This is a genomic window from Acidobacteriota bacterium, assembly GCA_030774055.1.
Lineage (GTDB): Bacteria > Acidobacteriota > Terriglobia > Terriglobales > Acidobacteriaceae > JACPNR01.
Map to the genome: position 1 here is coordinate 1 of JALYLW010000014.1, position 17,246 is coordinate 17,246.

Genomic DNA, 17,246 nt, shown 5'->3' on the forward strand with positions numbered 1-17,246 from the left:
GGCCTGCCGTTTCGTTTTTGCTCTCGTAGCGCCGCCGTCCCGGCGGCCGTAGCGGTGGCGTCTCGCCGCCGCCCAGCGGGCGCAAGATGCGCCCACTACAGCCGGCAAGATGCCGGCGCTACACCGGCAGCTCGTCCTGCTGCCACTGGCTTGCTGGAGCCGCCGGCTTGGCTTCAGCGCAGAGGTCGAGCACCAGCTTCTCCAGCACCATCCGCTTCGACACTGGACTCGACCGCAGCGCGAGGTCGGCTTTGGCGATCAGGCGCAACGCGCGCGTGAGGTCGCGGCGCGATTTGTAGCGGCGAGCCTGGCGGATCACATCCTCGGCGGCGAAGGGCGGCAGGCGAAAGCCCTGCCACAGCGCCTGCCATATCGCGCGCGAGTCGCGCACGTTGCGCTCCAGGATGACCAGCATCTGGCGAAAGGTTTTTGCCAGCATGTGCAAGTGCCCGATCGCGGCCTCTTCCCCATCGCCGGATGACAAGATGGCGTCGAGCGTGGCGAGCGCGCGCGGCCGATCTTTCGCCGAGATGGCGTCGGTCAGCTCGTAGAGCGAGCGCTGCTTGGCGGCGAGCACCATCGTCTCTACGTCGGCGAGCGCGATGCGTTTCTTCTCGCCGACGAAGAGGAACAGCTTCTCCAGCTCGTTGGCGACGAGCAGCAAGTCGGCGCCGAGGGAATCCACCAGCTCGCGCGCCGCGTCCGTCTCGATCTTCACGCCCTGCGCGCCGGCGGATTCCACCACCCAGCGCATGCCTTCGCTCTCGTCCACGCGCGCAAATTCGATCACGGTGCAGTACTCGCCCAGGGTCTCGCGGATGCGCTCGTAGCGATCTTTATCCTGCATCTCCATGCGGCGAACGTCGGCGGGGATGGCGATGTGGTCGGCCACGAAGATGAGCACCGCGTCGGGATTCGGCGCCTTCACGTACTGCTCGATGGCCGCAAACTCGGCCTGGTGCGAGCCGCGTCCGTAAAGCGCCTTGACGTTGCGGAGGAAGAAGACCTGGAAGGGCGCCATCAGCGAGGGCGTGCGCGCGCGGTCGAGCACTTCGGCGACCTCGACTTCGCCGAGGTCGAGCTCGTAGAAGCTGAACTCGCGGAGGTCGCGCGGGACGAGATGTTCGATCAGCGCCGCGCGGCAGCGGTCGCGGAAGAAGCCTTCGTCGCCAATGAAGATGTAGGCCGGAGCAAGCTGGTGCGCTTTGACTTCGGAAACGAATCGTTCCGTCGGCGCAAAGCGTCCGGCCATCTAGAAACCCTCGAGGATATTCGCCACCAGCGAGCGCGCGAAGTCGCGCGACATGCGGTCCACCGCCGGCGATTCTTCTTCGAAGAACGACGAGACCTCGCGCGAGATCTGGTATTGCTCGCGGTAGACGTAGTTGGGATTATCGAACAACACTTTCCCGCCCTTATCCACCAACTGCACCTTCATGTTCACGGTGATGAGCGCGGAGGAAGCGCGGCCGGTGTGCGAGTCGTAGGTCATGGGCGCCAGCTCGGCGGAGACCACGGTGCCACGCAGCGTGGCGTCGGCAGCGCCGTTCCCCGCATCCTGATTGGCGATGTGGTAGTTCGTCCGTGTGGTGAACTCGCGAACGACCGCCGCGGTGAGCACCTGCTCGATCTTGTAGGTCTGCGTCTTGTTGACGAACGCGGGGATGGCGATGGTGCGCACGTCCGTGGGCAGCTTGGAAGCGTGGCCGGCGGTGGAGTAGCCACAGCTGCTGCTAAAAATCGTGACCAGCGCCAGCAGTGTGACCAATACTTTTGAGGTTTGAAGTTTGAATTTTGAGTGAACTGCTTTCCATTCAAGATTCAACACTCTAGATTCAAAATTCCTCACTTGCTTCCCCCAGAAACGCTTGTTCCTGCCAGCGCCTGCTTGGCTGCTTCCACCGCGTTCAACGTCTCGATGCGCAAGTTGTCAGACGCGGCCCAGAGCCAGAACGCGTTCTCGTGCTGCGCGTCGCGCCGCAACGATACCAGCACTTCGTCCCGCCCGGCCGCCGCCACGTTATTCGGCGCCTCGCCCGCGCGGGCGATCTCCACATGCGGGCCCGCGAGCCCCTGGGCAAAGTCACCGACCGCGGCTTTCTTTTCGAGCTCAATGTAAACCGAGAAGGCGTGACCGTGAAAGATGGGCGCCTGCGCCAGCATCAGCGAAGGTATTGGCACGCGCGGCGACGCGATCTTCTGGAAATGGTCGGCGATGCGCCGCTCGATGACCTCGAGCGAGCGCGAGGAATTCCCACCATACCGTGCCAGCATGTTGAAGGCGACCTGCGCGTCGTAGACACCGGTGGGCAGCGGCTGAAAGCTGAGCAGGTTGATGGTCTGCTGATGCAGCTCGTCCATGCCGCGGCGTCCGTGCTCGCTTGCCGGCTCGAAGATGGTCGCGACCACAGTGCGCATCTCGGAGACGGTGCGCGCGCGCTCGAGCAGCATCGCCAGCACGATCGCCGCCGGATGCGCGGGGATAATGATTTCAGGAAGTCCCTGCGCGCGGCTCTCCGCCAACACATTCGCGTCTTCCCCAGCCGTGACCACGCCTCCGGTGACCCAGGGCGCTCGCAGCACCGCACCCTTCTCCGCTTCGAGCGCGTAGGAGAGGTCCACCAGGATGATGCCGGCGCCGGCATCACGCGCCATGGTCCAGTGCTTGCGGGTGAACTCCTGTTCGGAGGCGAAGAAGGCGACTTTGATGTCGTCAAAGTTCTCGGCCGTCACGGCTTGCACGAACGTCGGCTCGCCGCCGACAACGTCAAGCAGCCCGAGCGACTCGTCGTCATCGAGCAGTTTGATGTCGAGAGCGGGAAAATCGCTCTGGTTGAGCGTGTCTTTCAGCTCTTTGCCCTTGAGCGTGCCGGCGCCCACGATGGCCACGCGATATAAGTTTGCGCTCATACGAGATTCATCAGGCTTGCGGCGCTTCCTCGTAGGAAGGCGGCGGGCTCGGCGGCGGCGGCGCAGACTTGCGGCGGAATATCCATTGCAACCGCGCCAATACGCCGCTCAACATGTAAGTGAGACCGAGCAGGAACAACACATAGCGCGAGAAAAAGTAAATACCGCCGATCAGTGCGGCGATCAGGATCACGGTGCGGAACGGCACGCGCTTCCGCCAGTCGAGACCTTTCAAGCTGACATAGCGCCAGGTGCTCACCATCAGGTATCCGACGGTGACCAGCAGCGCGGCCCAGATGGTGGAGAGCCACCAAGTGTCCAGCGGACGGCCCGCGCTGAAGTGCACCACCGCGGCGATCACGCCCGCGCCCGCGGGGATGGGCATACCGACAAAGTATTTGCGGTCCGGCCGCCCCGGATTCGAAGGTTGCGGATTCTTCTGGATGTTGAAGCGCGCCAGCCGGCTCGCCCCCGCGATCAGGAACAGGAAGCTGGTGATCGCCCCGATCTGGATGAGGCGCGCGCGCCAGTCTGCCCAATCGCCCAGCGGCAGCCAGCGGAACCCCCACATCCAGGCGAGCATGGCGGGAGCGACGCCGAAGGTGATCACGTCAGCGAGCGAATCGAGCTCGCGGCCAAAATCGCTGGCGGTGTGAGTGAGGCGCGCGATCATGCCGTCCATGAAGTCGGCGACGATGGCGATGCCGATGGCCTTGGCGGCGTTGTCGAAACGCCATGCCTCCGCCGGCGTCGCCAGCATCGTCTGGTTGATGGCAAAGTATCCGAGCGCGATATTCGCGGTGGTGAAGAGCGACGGCAGGATGTGCAGGCCGCGCCGCAGCCGGCGCTTCTGCGCGGGATCGTTGAAACGGCGCATCTGCATCGTCATCGCCGTGCCTCCGCATTCCTGTCCGCATTCGTGACAGTATTCGACCCGGCCGTCACGGGCACCGCCGCGATCGCCAGCACCGAGCTGCCGCCCGCGACCTTGTCGCCCACCTTCACGCGCAGTTCCGCGCCCGAGTCGAAGATCACGTCACAGCGCGAGCCGAACTTGATCAGCCCGATGCGCTCGCCGCGCGCGACCTTGTCGCCCACCTTCTTCGTAAACACTATCCGCCGCGCCAGCAGCCCGGCGATCTGCTTGAACACCAGCGTGTGGCCATCGCCGGCTACGGTCACGATGTTCTGCTCATTCGCTTCCGACGACACCGCCCCCATCGCGTTGCCGAAGTTTCCGGCACGGTATTCCACTTTCTCCACCACCCCGCCGATGGGCGAGCGGTTCACGTGCACGTTGAAGACGTTGAGGAAGATCGAGATGCGCGTCCGCGGCTGGCCCTCGAGCTCGACCGTGGCGACCTCGGTGACTTTGCCGTCGGCCGGCGAGACGATGACGCCCGCCTGCTGCGGCACCTCCCGCTCGGGATCGCGGAAGAACCACAGGAAGAACGCGGCCAGCGGCAGCGGGATCAACGCCCACGGCCACGCCGTGAGCCAGCCCACGACCGCGGCCACGGCCACGAGTCCGAGCGCGTAGTAGATGCCGTCTCTCACCATGGAATCATGAATCAATAACCAATGATTATATCTGGCGGGTTTAGGGTGGCCTCAGCCGTCTTCCTTACACAAGCAAAACCCCGGCGCTAGGCCGGGGTCTCGGCTGTTTCTGAGCGTTGGTTTGCTTATGCTACCTGGTGCGCCTGCCGCCTGTGTTGCTGCTCGATGATCTCCATCTGGTCTTTCAAACGGAGTTTGAGCTTTTTCAAGCGGACCTCTTCCACTTTCTCGTCTTCGCTTAAATATCTTTTTTGGATGAGGGAATCGAGGCGCTGTGCGTATTGCTTGTGTTCTTGCGCCAACCTGCGGAACTCATCATGGTTGGCAATAAGGTTATCTTGGAGCGTGGCCATCCAGGAGTCCTCCTACCAAGACTTGGATACGACACGCTAGCACACAGGTTTTCCGGGTTTCAACGGTTTTGTAACCTATTTCTCACCTAGTCGTAATATTTCGCTTGCACCATTCCTGGGTCAGTCAGTCGCTAACCAGCAGGAAACACGAACTTGAACACCATCGCGTCCTCTTCCGGATCGCGGTAGTACTTCGTCCGGCGGCCGCTCTCGACGAATGCCCACTTCTCGTAGAGCGCGCGCGCTGCGCGGTTCGACTCGCGGACTTCAAGGAAGACGGCGCTCGCGCCCTGCGCCCGCGCCATGTCGAGCAGCTCGCCGACGAGTCGCGTGCCCAGCCCGCGCCGGCGCGCGTCTGGTGCGATGGCCACGTTCTCGATCTCCCACTCGCCACCGACCGTCTGCGCCACCAGGAAGCCCTGGAGTTTGCTCCCGTTAACTCTGACGTCTGCTTCTTCGATGACCAGCGCAATACGCCGCCAATCGGTCTGCAGCTCCGGCGAGTCGAATATCTTGCGGTAGTCGGAGTCGGTCCAGTGTGCCGCGGTGGCGGAGTGCTTCTCGACGGCCTGCATCGCAGGCAGGTCAGCGGCGGTGGCGTGGCGGACCTTCATTTCTTCTTTGAAGTTTCGGGCTTCGCGAATATCTGTGCGTCCGTATTCCGCAGATAATTCGCGTCGAGCTGCTCCACCGAGATCGTCTCGCCGCGCGCCAGCTTCGCCCCGCCGATGCGCGCGATCTCCGTCGCCCCCGGACGCGCCACCGCGATGCACGCGATCCCCGCCTCACGCAAGTGCCTCGCAACCGCGTCATCCGGGGTGACGACCGGACCCGCTGGCTTAGAATCGCCGCGCAGGTGCGCGATAAGACCTGGACGGCTGAGCAACTCCTCGCGCAGAGTCCTGGCCACGCCCTGCACCACCTCGTATTCGCCGAGGTAGACCTCCTGCCGCTGCGCATCGAGCGCTGCGGCCACTTTCCCGTCGGGTAGAGACGGGGCTTGCTCCGTCTTCGCCGTGGCGAGTATCGCCAACGCCTCCAACACGGAGACCGCTGCGATGGGCTTGCCGAGGACTTCCGCCAATCCCTTCACCGCCGCGAGTCCGACGCGCAGTCCGGTGAATGAACCCGGACCGCTGGCGACGGCAAATCCGCCGATGTCTTCCTGCTTGAGCTTATGTTTGGTCAGCAACTCGGCGACCAACGGGATGAGCTGCGAGGAAAACGTCCCGCCGGCAATGGGCGCGGCTTCGAGCAGCGTGAACGCGCCGGCATCCGCACGCGCCAGGGCGATCCCGCCCGACTTCCCACTCGTGTCTATGCCAAGAATGAGCACTACACGCCCTGCGGAGGATCTTCGCACAGCTCGAGCAGCACGCCACCCGTTGCCGAGGGATGCAGGAAGACATAAAGATGTCCGCCCGCCCCCACCTTGATCTCTTCGGTGATGAAGCGGACGCCACGCAGTTTCAGCCGCTCGACCGTCCCAGCCAGGTCAGGGACGCGCAGCGCCACGTGATGCAGTCCCTCGCCGCGTTTGGCGATGAAGCGCGCGACGGCAGAATCCGCCGAAGTCGCTTCCAGCAACTCGATGCGGCTCTCGCCCACCGGCAGCATCGCGATCTTCACCTTCTCGTGCTCGACCGTCTCTTCGCCGACGACGTCAAGCCCGAGCGCTTTGTAAAACTCTTTTGCCGCGGTGAGCGACTTCACCGCGACACCAAGATGATCGATCTGAAACATCATTTTCCTGCTTCCTTTGAGGACCGCTTCACGATCTCCTCCACCAGCGCATACGGATCGCGTTTGTGCTCGGCCACCTGCGCGGCGTAATCGCCGAGCTGACCGTCGTTCAGGTGGTCACGCAGCAGGCGCTCCATCAGCGACTCGCGCAGCATCTCGAGCAGGCGGTCGCGCCAGTTCTCCGCGCGCTTCTTCGTGACCCGTCCGCTCTTCTGCTGGAACCTCTGGTATTGCGCGATAGCGGCGGCGAGTTCGGTGAGGCCCTGGCCATCGCTGGCGACCGTCTTCACGATGGGCGGCGTCCAAGCGTCTTTGCGGATGGCCAGCGACTGCATCGCGCGTATCTCGCGCTCCACGCGCTCGGCGCCCTCGCGATCGCTTTTGTTGATCACAAAGACGTCGGCGATCTCCATGATGCCCGCCTTGATGGTCTGCACATCGTCGCCCATGCCCGGGACGAGGATGACCACGGTGACGTCGGCGAGCCGCACGATATCGATCTCGTCTTGACCAACGCCGACGGTCTCGACCAGGACGAGATCTTTGCCGGCAGCGTCGAGCACGGAAGTGATGTCGGCGGTCGTGCGCGCAAGGCCGCCCAGGAAGCCGCGCGTCGCCATCGAGCGGATGAAGATGCCGGCATCGGCGTGGTGCGCCTGCATGCGGATGCGGTCGCCCAAGATCGCGCCGCCGGTGTAAGGCGACGTCGGATCCACCGCGACGATGCCGATGGTCTTGCCCTGCTTGCGATACTCGCGCGCGAGCTGGTCGACCAGCGTGCTCTTCCCCGAGCCGGGCGCGCCGGTGAGCCCGATGACTTGAGCCTTTCCACTATGAGGAAAGACCGCCTTCAGCAGCTCGACCGATTCCGGCTCGCGGTTCTCGATCGAAGTGATGGCCCGCGCCAGCGCGCGAACCTCGCCCTCGCGGATGCGTGCGACCCAGTCTTGTAAGTGGACGGCCATGGGGTGCGACTGACGACTGGCCAGTGTAAATGATGGCGGCGCGGAGCCGCCTTGCCGGCCGGCGGGACGCCGGCTGCCGCTAGTCCTTGAGCAACTGCCGCGCGATGACCATGCGCTGGATCTCGCTGGTACCTTCGCCGATGGTGCACAGCTTCACGTCGCGGTAAAACTTCTCCGCCGGATAATCCTTGATGAACCCATATCCGCCGTGGATCTGCACGCTCTCGTTGGCGCAGCGCACCGCCACCTCGCTGGTGTAGAGCTTTGCCATCGACGATTCCAGCGTGGTCTTCATCCCTTTATCTTTCATGTCGGCGGCGCGCATGGTGAGTAGGCGGGCGGCGTCGATCTCGGTGGCCATGTCGGCAAGCTTCCACTGGATAGCCTGGAATTCGGATATCGCTTTCCCAAACTGCTTGCGCTCCTGCGAGTACTTCAGCGCCGCTTCATACGCCCCCTGCGCCATGCCGAGGCCGAGCGCGGCGATGGAGATGCGGCCGCCATCGAGCACCCGCATCGCGTCCACGAAGCCGTCGCCTTCCTTGCCGCACAAGCTCTCCGCCGGCACCCAGCAGTCTTCGAAGATGAGTTCGGAAGTATCGGAAGCGCGCAGTCCGAGCTTGTTCTCTTTCTTGCCGGCGCGAAATCCCTTCGTGTCTTTGTCCACGATGAATGCGGAGAGCCCGTGCGTGTGCGCCGTCTTGTCGGTCACTGCGATCACGACGGCGCAGTCGGCGTAGTGTCCGTTGGTGATGAACGTCTTGGTGCCGTTCAGCAGCCACCCGCCCTTGCTCTTCACCGCGGTCATGCGTGCGGATCCGGCGTCTGAACCCGCGCCCGGCTCGGTCAATCCCCACGCCCCGAGAAACTCACCGGTCGCGAGCTTGGGGATGTAATGCTTCTTCTGCGCGTCATTGCCCGCAATGAAGATGTGGTTCGAGCACAGCGAGGTATGCGCGGCCACGATGATGCCGACCGAGCCATCCACGCGCGAGAGTTCCTCGATAGCGATCACGTACTCGATGTAGCCCAGGCCGGAGCCGCCCAGTTCGGCGGGGAAGATCACGCCCATCAGCCCGAGCTTGCCGAGCTCGCTGATGAGCTCCAGCGGGAAGTGCGACTCTTCATCCCACTCCATCACGTGCGGCAGGATCTCGCGCTCGGCGAACTGTCGCACGCTCTTGCGCAACTGTTGTTGCTCGTCGTTGAGTTGGAAGTCCAATGCGACCGTCCCTTATCTTTGGAAACTAAACGTCGGAGTATGTACAGCTGGGAACATTGGATTCTACGTCAGCCCGGCTCAGCCGGCGCGCGTGCCGTCGGGCACAGCCACCTCCGGCACGGACAGCGCGGGCTTGATGCCGTCCGCGAATCCCAGATCGAACAGCATGCCTTCGCTCGTGACGCCGCGCATCTTCCGCGGTTCCAGGTTCACCACGAACAGCGCCTGCCGCCCGACCAGCTCCTGCACGTCCGCGCGCTCCAACTTGATGCCCGCGACGATGGTCCGCTCGTGGTCGCCAAAGGTCACGCGCAGCGCGACGAGCTTGTTCGCGTCCGGCACGTCGGTGACCGACCGGATGGTCCCAACGCGCACGTCGATCTGGTCGAGCAGACTCTTCGAGATGGCTGGCTTTACCGGTGCAGGGCTCATATAGGACGACTCATGTGGGACGGCTCCTGGCGGGGCGCTCGCTGGCCGCCATGCAGCGCGGCCGCAGTGGAATAGGAAACTCTCGCTTATAACACAGGGACGAAGGGCGTGTTAGGAACGCATGCCGAACAGCCGCCGCGCCATCCAGAGCGGGGCCATGAAAATGGCGGCCGGATGGCTCACGGTGGCAGGCTGGTTCCCTTCCACCATGTGCCCGATCCATGCCAGCGCGAACGCCGCCGGGATGAGCAGCAGCGCGATCACCCAGTGGAACCACACCACGATCAGCGCCGAGAACCCCAGCGGGATGGCCAGCATGTGCAGCGCGCGGTTGACGGGATGCCGATGTTGGCTGTCGTACTTCGCATACAAGCTCATTACGATTGGATCTCCTTGGCGAAGAGGTCCGTAAAAAAGTATGCGTAGTGTACCGGAACTGCCGCATTGGTCAACCGCGGCAAACGGACGCAAGGATCTCGACGGCGCGCTCGCAGGCGGCACGGTCCACGTCCATGTGGGTGACCATGCGGATGGCCTGCTCCGAGATGGGCCCGGCGAGCACGCCATTCTGCGCCAGCCGCCGCGAGAGTTCGGCGGCGGTCATCAACTTTCCCGCGACCTCGACCACGATAATGTTGGTCTGCACCGTCTTCATGTCCACGGTGAGGCCGCTGATCTTCGCCACGCCCTCGGCCAGCACGCGCGCGTTGGCGTGGTCTTCGCCCAAACGCGCCGGCATCTTTTCGAGCGCGATCAGCCCCGCGGCGGCGAGGACGCCCGCCTGACGCATCCCGCCGCCCAGCGCTTTGCGGGTTGCCCGCGCGCGCGTGATGAACTCGTTTGTACCCAGGAGTAATGAGCCCACCGGCGCGCCCAGTCCCTTGGACAGGCAGAACATCACGGAATCGAACTTTGCGGTGAGCTCGCGCACCGGCTTGCCCAGCGCCACCGCCGCATTGAAGATGCGCGCGCCATCGAGGTGCACCGGCAATCCTAAGTCGTGCGCGCGGTCGCAGATCTCGTTCGCGACCGCCATGGGATACACCGTGCCGCCCGCCATGTTGTGCGTGTTCTCGAGCGCGATCAGCCCGGTGCGCGAGACGTAGTAGATGTCCGGCCGGATGCGCTGCCGGATCGCCTCCCACGTCAGGATGCCGCGCTCGCCCGCGATCGTCCGCGCGATGCAGCCGGAAAACCACGCCATCATCGCCATCTCGTAATCCACGATGTGCGCGCGCGCCTCGCAGATGATCTCCTCGCCCGGCTGCGTGTGCAGCTTGATCGCGATCTGGTTCCCCATCGTGCCGCTGGGGACAAAGATCGCCGCCTCGCGCCCAAACGTCTCCGCCGCGCGCTGCTCCAGGCGATTGATGGTGGGATCTTCGCCGTAGACGTCGTCACCGACCTCCGCCTCGGCCATCGCGCGCCGCATCTCCGCCGTCGGCTTGGTCACGGTGTCGGAGCGCAGGTCGATGGCGGATTCAGCGCGGGTGGGCATGGGAAGAGAGTTTAACGCGAAGCTTCGCTCGGGATGACAGGGCTGGAAGGTGACGCGATGAAGCGCTCGAAGACCTCATTCGAGATCATTTGGCCGCGCGCGCTGAGTGCTAACCGAGGCCCGCTCTTTATCAGCAAGCCATCGTCGACCAGTTCGTTGATGGCGGCTTCGGACTCGGCTCCCAACTCCCCGAACTCATTGCGCAGCACCTCGAGGTCCACGCCGCGATTCAGGCGTAGTCCCAGGAAGAAAGCCTCTTCGAGGGCCTGCTCCGGACTGACCGGCGTGACGCTCACCGCCGCGCCGCGCGTGTAGTCCTCGAGATTGTCGGCGGTGGCAAAGCGCACCGCGGCGACACTTGCCCGCGGCGTTGCTCGCAGCTTCGTCCGCAACATCGCCCGCAACATGGACGACGCGTCCACGCCGAAGCCAAGATACGGCTGCCGCAGCCAGTACTTCAGGTTGTGGCGCGATTCGTGTCCCGGCCGTGCGAAGTTCGATATCTCATACTGCGCGACCCCGGCCGCATCGAAGGTCGCGCACGCTGCTTCGTAAAAGCCGGCCGTCATGTCGTCGTCGGGAACGAAATGCGCGTGGTAGCGCGTGCCCCCGGCGATGAGTTCGCGGCCGAGTCGCGACTCATCGTCCACCTCGAGCATGTAGACGCTGGCGTGCGGCGTGCCCGTCGCGACCACGTCGGCGAGCGAACGCCGCCAGCTTTCGGGTGTCTGGTGCGGCAGGCCCGCGATCAGGTCGAGGTTGATGTCTGAAATGCCCGCGACGCGCAGGCGGTCGATATCGCGCAAGGTGATCTCACGGGTGTGCAAGCGGCCGACCGCACGTGATTCCTCGTCGACGAACGACTGCACGCCCAGGCTCACCCGGTTCACGCCGCAGCGGAGGAGCGTCGCAACGATCTCGTCGCTCACCGTCCCGGGCGCGCACTCGACGGTGACTTCGGCATCGGGCGCGACCTCGAACTTCTCCCGCACGGCCGCGAACATCCGTTCCAGTTGCTCGGGCGCGAGCACGGAGGGCGTCCCGCCGCCGAGGTAGATGGAATCCACGGTCTGCTCGAACTCGAGCCGCTCGAACTCGGCGCCGGCAGCACCCCGCGCATCGGCCGCAAGCTGGTCGGCAGCGGCAACGTCCGCGCAGACCCGGTCGACATACTGATCGAAGCGCGCTTTCGAGAACACGTCGGAGGCGAAGTTGCAGAACGAACACTTCGTCCGGCAGAACGGGACCGAGATGTAGACGCCGAGCGGCACGACTTCATTGTAGCCGCCGGCATCGCAATCGTATGTCACCGGCGGCGCGGTCGCGCATCTAATACAATGACGACCGCTTCGCTTTCTTGTGGGCTTCTTCTTGGGCTACCTATCATGACCCGTCGCGTCGCCATCACCGGAATGGGCTCGCTCTCGCCGAATGGCGTGGGTAACGAAGCGTTTTGCCGCGCGCTGCTCGCCGGTACCAGCGGCGTGCGCCGCGTCACCCGCTTCGACGCGAGCGATTTGCCCGTCCAGATCGCCGGCGAGGTCGATTTTGACGAAGCGCAGTTCTACGATCCGCGCGAGCGCAAGCACGTCTCGCGCGTCGTTCCTATGGCCATCGCCGCGGCGACGGAAGCGCTGCGCGAAGCCGGCCTCGAGTGGGAAACGATGTCGCTCGACGAAAAGCGCACCATCGGCGTCATCCTCGGCTCCGGCGGCGGCGCGCAGGAGTTCAGTGAGGAACAGTACCGCCTGTGGATGACGGGACAGATCAAGAAAGTCTCACTGTTCTCCATCCCCAGCGGCACGATGGGAACGCTGTCGTCGGAAGTCTCGATGCGCTTTGGTTTCCGCGGACAGAGCCACGTGGTCACGACCGGATGCACCTCATCCACCGACGCGCTCGGCTACGCCTTCGACCAGATCCGCAACGGACGCATCCCCGCGATGCTCGCCGGCGGCGTGGATTCTCCCATCGCGCCCGGGATCATGAAGGGCTTCACCCTGATGCGCATCATGACGCCGAGTTGGAACCACGCGCCCGAGCGCGGCTCACGTCCTTTCTCCGCCGACCGCGACGGCTTCGTCGTGGCGGAGGGCGCATGGATGTTCGTGCTCGAAGACTACGAACGCGCCACGGCGCGGGGAGCGAAGATCCTCGCCGAGCTCGCCGGCTACGGCTCGACCTGCGAAGCTTTCCATCGTGTGCGTTTGGAAGAGTGTGGCGAGGAGCCGGCGCGCGCCATCGGGATGGCGATGCAGGATGCCGGTATCGGGAATGAGCAGGTTGACTACGTGAACCTGCACGGGACATCGACGCAGCTCAACGACCGCATCGAGACGCGCGCACTCAAGCTCGTGCTCAACAGCCGCAGCGCCAAGACTCCGATGTCGGCGCTGAAATCGCAGATCGGTCACCCGCAAGGCGCCTGTGGCGCCGCCGGCGTAGCGGCAACCCTTATCGCCATGCACCACGGCCAGCTTCCGCCCACCATCAACATCGACCAGGCTGACCCCGAGTGCGACCTCGACTACGTCCCCGAAGCCGGACGCAAGCACGCGATCGAGTACGCGGTGTGCAACTGCATCGCCTTCGGCTCGAAGAACTCGGCGCTGGTGTTGCGGAAGGTGTAGCGGCGGAAGATTTACCAGCCCAACTCCCCGCTCCCGCGTCTGTAGAATAGTCACTGACGCATGGCTGAAGCCCACCACGAAGAAGAAGTCCTTGGCAAGGCATACGACGCGCGGCTGATGAAGCGGCTGCTCGGATACCTGCGTCCGTACAAAACGCAGACCGTGGTCGCGCTCGTCTCCATCGCGCTCAAGGCGCTTGCCGACATTACCGGGCCGGTGCTGACGATGGTGGCCATCGATCGCTACCTGGCGCTCTCGACGTCCGTCGCGCTTCCCGCCGCCACCGCCGGGCCAGCATGGCTCAGGTTCCTTCGCCAATTCCTCGACCTCTATCACGTCATCTACGCATGGGTCTCGAGCCATCTGAGCGCCGATCCGCTCACCGGCATCGCGCAGATCGCCGGGGTTTACGTGGGACTGCTGGCGTTCAGCTTCCTGCTCGACTACCTGCAGACCTACTACATGCAATGGGTGGGACAGATGGCGATGTTCGATCTGCGCGCCGAGATCTTCCGCCACCTGCAGCGCATGCACATCGGGTTCTACGACCGCAATCCGGTCGGACGCCTGGTCACGCGCGTCACCACCGACGTGGACGCGCTCAACGAGATGTTCACCGCCGGGGTGGTCTCCATCTTCGAAGACATTTTCGTGCTCGCCGGCATCGTCCTCATCATGCTGGGCGTGGACTGGCGGCTGGCGCTCATCACCTTTGCCGTGCTGCCCGGCATCTTCCTCGGCACATTAGTGTTCCGCAAATTCGTGCGCGATAGTTACCGGCGTATCCGCACTGCCATCGCCCGCATCAACGCTTACTTGCAGGAACACGTGAGCGGCATCGTGGTGCTGCAACTCTTCAACCGCGAGCAGCGCTCGTACGAGGAGTTCGAGAAGGTCAACCGCGCGCACATGGATGCGTTCAAAGACGCCATCCTGGCCCACGCCATCTACTATCCGGTAGTCGAAGTATTGTCGGCGGCGGCGGTCGCTTGCGTGATCTGGTTTGGAGGGTTGCGCGTTCTCGCCGGCGCGGCCACGCTCGGCGTGCTCGTCGCGTTCATGCAATATGCGCAGCGCTTCTTCCGGCCCATCCAGGACTTGAGCGAGAAGTACAACATCCTGCAATCCGCCATGGCGTCGAGCGAGCGCGTCTTCAAGTTGCTGGATACGCCCGCCGCCATCGTCTCACCAGCCGGCGCGCCCAAGCCCGAAGGCCCCGGCCGCATCGAGTTCGAGCACGTATGGTTCGCCTACGGGACGAACAAGGAAACCAACGAACCAGATTGGATCTTAAGAGACGTAAGCTTCGCCATCGAGCCCGGCGAGACGGTCGCCATCGTGGGACACACCGGCGCCGGCAAGACCACCATCATCTCGCTGCTGCTGCGCTTTTACGACGTGCAGCGCGGCGCGGTGAAGCTCGATGGCGTGGATATCCGCGAGCTCGACCTCACTGCGCTGCGCCAGCGCTCCGGCGTGGTGCTGCAAGACCCATTCCTCTTTACCGGGACGATCGAGCAGAACATCCGCCTCGGGTCCGCCCGCGTCACACCCGAGCGCGTGGAGCGCGCCGCGGAAGAGGTCAACGTCGCCGACTTCATCCGCACGCTGCCCGGCGGATTCCAGGAAAAGATGCGCGAGCGCGGCTCCACGCTCTCCACCGGACAGAAGCAGCTCATCAGCTTCGCGCGCGCTCTCGCTCACGATCCCAAACTGCTCATCCTCGATGAAGCGACTTCGAGTGTTGATACCGAGACTGAGTTTCGCGTGCGCGACGCGCTCTCCCGCATGGTCGAGGGGCGGACGTCGGTGATCGTGGCGCACCGGCTCTCCACCATCCAGCGCGCCGACAAGATCCTGGTGATGCACAAGGGCAAGCTGCGCGAGATGGGCTCGCACCAGGAACTGCTCGCGCAACGCGGCATCTATTGGAAGCTCTACCAGCTGCAATACAAGGACCAGGAATTCCCGCCGCCGTCTGCGGTCGCGAATCCAGACGTCACCGTCGGCGCCGACGACTGAGACGCGCGCCGACACTTTTTAATGATGGGTCATGCTGAGCGACCGAGGGGCCCCCCATCGTTCTCTTCAGATGGGGTATCGGTTGCGAAGCATCTCGGGTTTGCTGATCGAAAAATGAAGCGCATCCTCATCTCCGCCGGCGAGGCCTCGGGCGAGCTCTACGCCGTCGGACTCATGCGCGCGATAAAGAAGCGGATCCCCGACGTTGAGTTCTTCGGCGTCGGCGGCGAAGCGATGCGCGCCGCCGGATGCGATATCGTCGTCGAATCGAAGCATCTTTCCGTGGTCGGCATCACCGAGATCGTCTCCCACCTGCCGCGGCTCTACGGTGAGTTCCGCAAGCTCATCCGCGAAGCCGACCGCCGCAAGCCAGACGCCGCCATCGTCATCGATTCCCCGGCCTTCAACTTCAAGGTCGCCCGCGAACTCAACGCCCGCGGCGTGCCGGTCATCTACTACGTCGTGCCGCAACTGTGGGCTTGGCGCGAGAGGCGCATCGCGCGTTTTCACAAGTGGATCAAGAAGGCGCTCGTCATCTTCCCTTTTGAAGAACAGTGGTATCGAGAACGCGGCGTGGACGCCGAGTTCGCCGGCCATCCGCTCGCCGAACTGCCACCGCCCAGCATCACGCGCGAGGCGTACGCGGCGAAGTACAAACTCGATCCGAAGATGGAATGGGTAGCGCTGCTGCCAGGGAGCCGCAAGAAAGAAGTCGCGATGAACCTGCAGGCGCTCTGTGTAGCAGCGATTGCGACCTCGGTGGCGAGCGCGTCGCGCTCCAACCCGGCGGGCAAGTACCAATTCATCCTCGCCGTGGCGCCGACATTAGACGAAGCCTGGGTGGCGCAGGAACTCGGAGTTCTTACCCGCATACCTGTCATTCTGGCCGAGGACGCACCCGCCGCCCTGCACTTCTCCCGCGCCGCCGTCGTCGCCTCCGGCACCGCCACCGTCCAGGCCGCGCTCGCGGGCTGCCCGTTCGTCATCGTCTACCGCGTCTCGCCGCTCACGTGGAAGGTGGGGCGCGGCCTACTGAAAGTCCCATACGTCGGCATGCCCAATCTCATCGCCGGACGCAAGATCGTCCCTGAGCTGCTGCAGGACGACTTCACGCCGGAGAACGTGGCCAAGGAACTCCGGCCCCTGCTCGAGGACACCCCCGAGCGTGAGAGAATGGTGAAAGACCTTGCCGAAGTGAAGGAACGCCTGCAGGCAGGCCCGCATAGCGGTGTTCCTGCCGCCGACCGCGCCGCGGAGGCCGTTATCCGCACCCTTGGCTGGGCCTGAAGCACTTGCGAAATATGCACCATAATGAGTGCAAAAGCACCTTTTAGGGCCCCGCGGCCATCCAACTGACAGTCAACTACTCTGGAGTCTCCTGCATGCGATTTGCACATCGGCCCCGGCGACGTGCCGGGCTGTTCCTCGCCATCCTGTGTCTCTCGTTGTCCGCCGCCGCCGCCGACAAGGCGCGCCTTGAGGTCGACGACTACCAGATCGATCTCGACCTCATGCCGCAGACGCATCGCCTGACCGCGAAGGCGAAGGTCAAATTCACCGCCACCGACGACATCAACACCGCCGTCTTCGAGCTGCACAACGGGCTGCGCGTGAGCAAGGTCACGGACGCGGCCGGCAAACCGCTCACCGCCGAGCGCGTGACGCAGGACTCGACGATCCGCGTTCCGCTGCCGTCGGGATTGAACAAAGGCCAGAGCTCGCAGCTCAACTTCGAATACGAAGGCCTGCTCTCGGACGCCGATGATTCTCCGGTCGAAGGCCTCAAGCTCGCGCACGTCGGGGAAGATGGCACCTATCTGCTTTACGCCGGCCGCTGGTTCCCGCTCGCGGGATACGGCGTCGACCGCTTCACTGCCACCATCAACGTGACCGTCCCTGCGGGGATGAAGG

At 64.1% G+C, this 17,246-nt stretch carries 19 protein-coding genes; 4 read left to right on the forward strand and 15 right to left on the reverse strand.

What is annotated here, in order from left to right; translation table 11 throughout:
- Positions 1–118 precede the first annotated feature (118 nt).
- The 15 genes from holA to hemW form a co-directional block, all read right to left on the reverse strand.
- A complete protein-coding gene (holA, locus tag M3P27_01375) occupies positions 119–1,252 on the reverse strand; it encodes a DNA polymerase III subunit delta (GenBank protein ID MDP9266961.1) in 1,134 nt (377 codons plus the stop codon).
- Positions 1,253–1,768: an LPS assembly lipoprotein LptE gene (gene lptE, locus M3P27_01380; GenBank protein MDP9266962.1), complete on the reverse strand. Its 516-nt coding sequence runs from the start codon at positions 1,766–1,768 to the stop codon at positions 1,253–1,255. It lies immediately after the preceding gene.
- Between the two features lie 77 nt (positions 1,769–1,845).
- On the reverse strand, positions 1,846–2,910 hold the full coding sequence (locus M3P27_01385) for a segregation protein B (protein MDP9266963.1): 1,065 nt from the start codon (positions 2,908–2,910) through the stop codon (positions 1,846–1,848).
- 10 nt (positions 2,911–2,920) lie between these two features.
- Complete coding sequence (locus M3P27_01390; protein MDP9266964.1) at positions 2,921–3,799, reverse strand: phosphatidylcholine/phosphatidylserine synthase; 879 nt, start codon at positions 3,797–3,799, stop codon at positions 2,921–2,923.
- Positions 3,796–4,470 (reverse strand): phosphatidylserine decarboxylase, encoded by a 675-nt coding sequence (locus tag M3P27_01395; GenBank protein ID MDP9266965.1) that lies wholly within the window; start codon positions 4,468–4,470, stop codon positions 3,796–3,798. Before M3P27_01395 ends, M3P27_01390 begins: the two co-directional genes overlap by 4 nt.
- Positions 4,471–4,595: 125 nt before the next feature.
- Positions 4,596–4,823, reverse strand: coding sequence for a DUF465 domain-containing protein (locus tag M3P27_01400; protein ID MDP9266966.1), 228 nt, complete (start codon positions 4,821–4,823; stop codon positions 4,596–4,598).
- Positions 4,824–4,954: 131 nt separating this feature from the next.
- Entirely contained in the window at positions 4,955–5,437 is a 483-nt protein-coding gene (gene rimI / locus M3P27_01405; protein ID MDP9266967.1) for a ribosomal protein S18-alanine N-acetyltransferase, read from the reverse strand.
- On the reverse strand, positions 5,434–6,159 hold the full coding sequence (gene tsaB, locus M3P27_01410; GenBank protein ID MDP9266968.1) for a tRNA (adenosine(37)-N6)-threonylcarbamoyltransferase complex dimerization subunit type 1 TsaB: 726 nt from the start codon (positions 6,157–6,159) through the stop codon (positions 5,434–5,436). The genes rimI and tsaB overlap by 4 nt, the downstream gene beginning before the upstream one ends.
- Positions 6,159–6,569, reverse strand: coding sequence for a methylmalonyl-CoA epimerase (gene mce, locus M3P27_01415; GenBank protein MDP9266969.1), 411 nt, complete (start codon positions 6,567–6,569; stop codon positions 6,159–6,161). The genes tsaB and mce overlap by 1 nt, the downstream gene beginning before the upstream one ends.
- A complete protein-coding gene (gene meaB / locus M3P27_01420) occupies positions 6,566–7,531 on the reverse strand; it encodes a methylmalonyl Co-A mutase-associated GTPase MeaB (GenBank protein ID MDP9266970.1) in 966 nt (321 codons plus the stop codon). The genes mce and meaB overlap by 4 nt, the downstream gene beginning before the upstream one ends.
- A gap of 79 nt (positions 7,532–7,610) precedes the next feature.
- Positions 7,611–8,753, reverse strand: a complete 1,143-nt coding sequence (locus M3P27_01425) for an acyl-CoA dehydrogenase family protein (GenBank protein MDP9266971.1) — start codon at positions 8,751–8,753, stop codon at positions 7,611–7,613.
- A gap of 78 nt (positions 8,754–8,831) precedes the next feature.
- A complete protein-coding gene (locus tag M3P27_01430; GenBank protein ID MDP9266972.1) occupies positions 8,832–9,185 on the reverse strand; it encodes a tRNA-binding protein in 354 nt (117 codons plus the stop codon).
- Positions 9,186–9,296: 111 nt separating this feature from the next.
- Positions 9,297–9,563: a DUF962 domain-containing protein gene (locus M3P27_01435; protein ID MDP9266973.1), complete on the reverse strand. Its 267-nt coding sequence runs from the start codon at positions 9,561–9,563 to the stop codon at positions 9,297–9,299.
- Positions 9,564–9,633: 70 nt separating this feature from the next.
- Positions 9,634–10,683, reverse strand: coding sequence for an aminotransferase class I/II-fold pyridoxal phosphate-dependent enzyme (locus M3P27_01440; GenBank protein ID MDP9266974.1), 1,050 nt, complete (start codon positions 10,681–10,683; stop codon positions 9,634–9,636).
- A gap of 11 nt (positions 10,684–10,694) precedes the next feature.
- Entirely contained in the window at positions 10,695–11,993 is a 1,299-nt protein-coding gene (gene hemW / locus M3P27_01445) for a radical SAM family heme chaperone HemW (GenBank protein MDP9266975.1), read from the reverse strand.
- 75 nt (positions 11,994–12,068) lie between these two features.
- Between hemW and M3P27_01450 the strand changes: the two genes are divergently transcribed.
- From M3P27_01450 to M3P27_01465, 4 genes are all read left to right on the forward strand, one after another.
- Positions 12,069–13,313, forward strand: a complete 1,245-nt coding sequence (locus M3P27_01450) for a beta-ketoacyl-[acyl-carrier-protein] synthase family protein (protein MDP9266976.1) — start codon at positions 12,069–12,071, stop codon at positions 13,311–13,313.
- Positions 13,314–13,373: 60 nt separating this feature from the next.
- The gene (locus tag M3P27_01455; protein MDP9266977.1) at positions 13,374–15,335 is read left to right on the forward strand and encodes an ABC transporter ATP-binding protein/permease; all 1,962 of its coding nucleotides are present in this window, start codon (positions 13,374–13,376) and stop codon (positions 15,333–15,335) included.
- Positions 15,336–15,449: 114 nt separating this feature from the next.
- Positions 15,450–16,622, forward strand: coding sequence for a lipid-A-disaccharide synthase (gene lpxB / locus M3P27_01460; protein MDP9266978.1), 1,173 nt, complete (start codon positions 15,450–15,452; stop codon positions 16,620–16,622).
- 95 nt (positions 16,623–16,717) lie between these two features.
- The coding region (locus M3P27_01465; protein ID MDP9266979.1) for a peptidase M1 at positions 16,718–17,246 on the forward strand (529 nt) is incomplete at its 3' end.

Coding starts and splice junctions, on each gene's coding strand:
- holA (MDP9266961.1), bottom strand. CDS start 1,252: ATGGCCGGACGCTTTGCGCCGACGGAACGATTCGTTTCCGAAGTCAAA.
- M3P27_01385 (MDP9266963.1), bottom strand. CDS start 2,910: ATGAGCGCAAACTTATATCGCGTGGCCATCGTGGGCGCCGGCACGCTC.
- M3P27_01390 (MDP9266964.1), bottom strand. CDS start 3,799: ATGACGATGCAGATGCGCCGTTTCAACGATCCCGCGCAGAAGCGCCGG.
- M3P27_01395 (MDP9266965.1), bottom strand. CDS start 4,470: ATGGTGAGAGACGGCATCTACTACGCGCTCGGACTCGTGGCCGTGGCC.
- M3P27_01400 (MDP9266966.1), bottom strand. CDS start 4,823: ATGGCCACGCTCCAAGATAACCTTATTGCCAACCATGATGAGTTCCGC.
- rimI (MDP9266967.1), bottom strand. CDS start 5,437: ATGAAGGTCCGCCACGCCACCGCCGCTGACCTGCCTGCGATGCAGGCC.
- mce (MDP9266969.1), bottom strand. CDS start 6,569: ATGATGTTTCAGATCGATCATCTTGGTGTCGCGGTGAAGTCGCTCACC.
- meaB (MDP9266970.1), bottom strand. CDS start 7,531: ATGGCCGTCCACTTACAAGACTGGGTCGCACGCATCCGCGAGGGCGAG.
- M3P27_01430 (MDP9266972.1), bottom strand. CDS start 9,185: ATGAGCCCTGCACCGGTAAAGCCAGCCATCTCGAAGAGTCTGCTCGAC.
- M3P27_01435 (MDP9266973.1), bottom strand. CDS start 9,563: ATGAGCTTGTATGCGAAGTACGACAGCCAACATCGGCATCCCGTCAAC.
- M3P27_01440 (MDP9266974.1), bottom strand. CDS start 10,683: ATGCCCACCCGCGCTGAATCCGCCATCGACCTGCGCTCCGACACCGTG.
- M3P27_01450 (MDP9266976.1), top strand. CDS start 12,069: ATGACCCGTCGCGTCGCCATCACCGGAATGGGCTCGCTCTCGCCGAAT.
- M3P27_01455 (MDP9266977.1), top strand. CDS start 13,374: ATGGCTGAAGCCCACCACGAAGAAGAAGTCCTTGGCAAGGCATACGAC.
- lpxB (MDP9266978.1), top strand. CDS start 15,450: ATGAAGCGCATCCTCATCTCCGCCGGCGAGGCCTCGGGCGAGCTCTAC.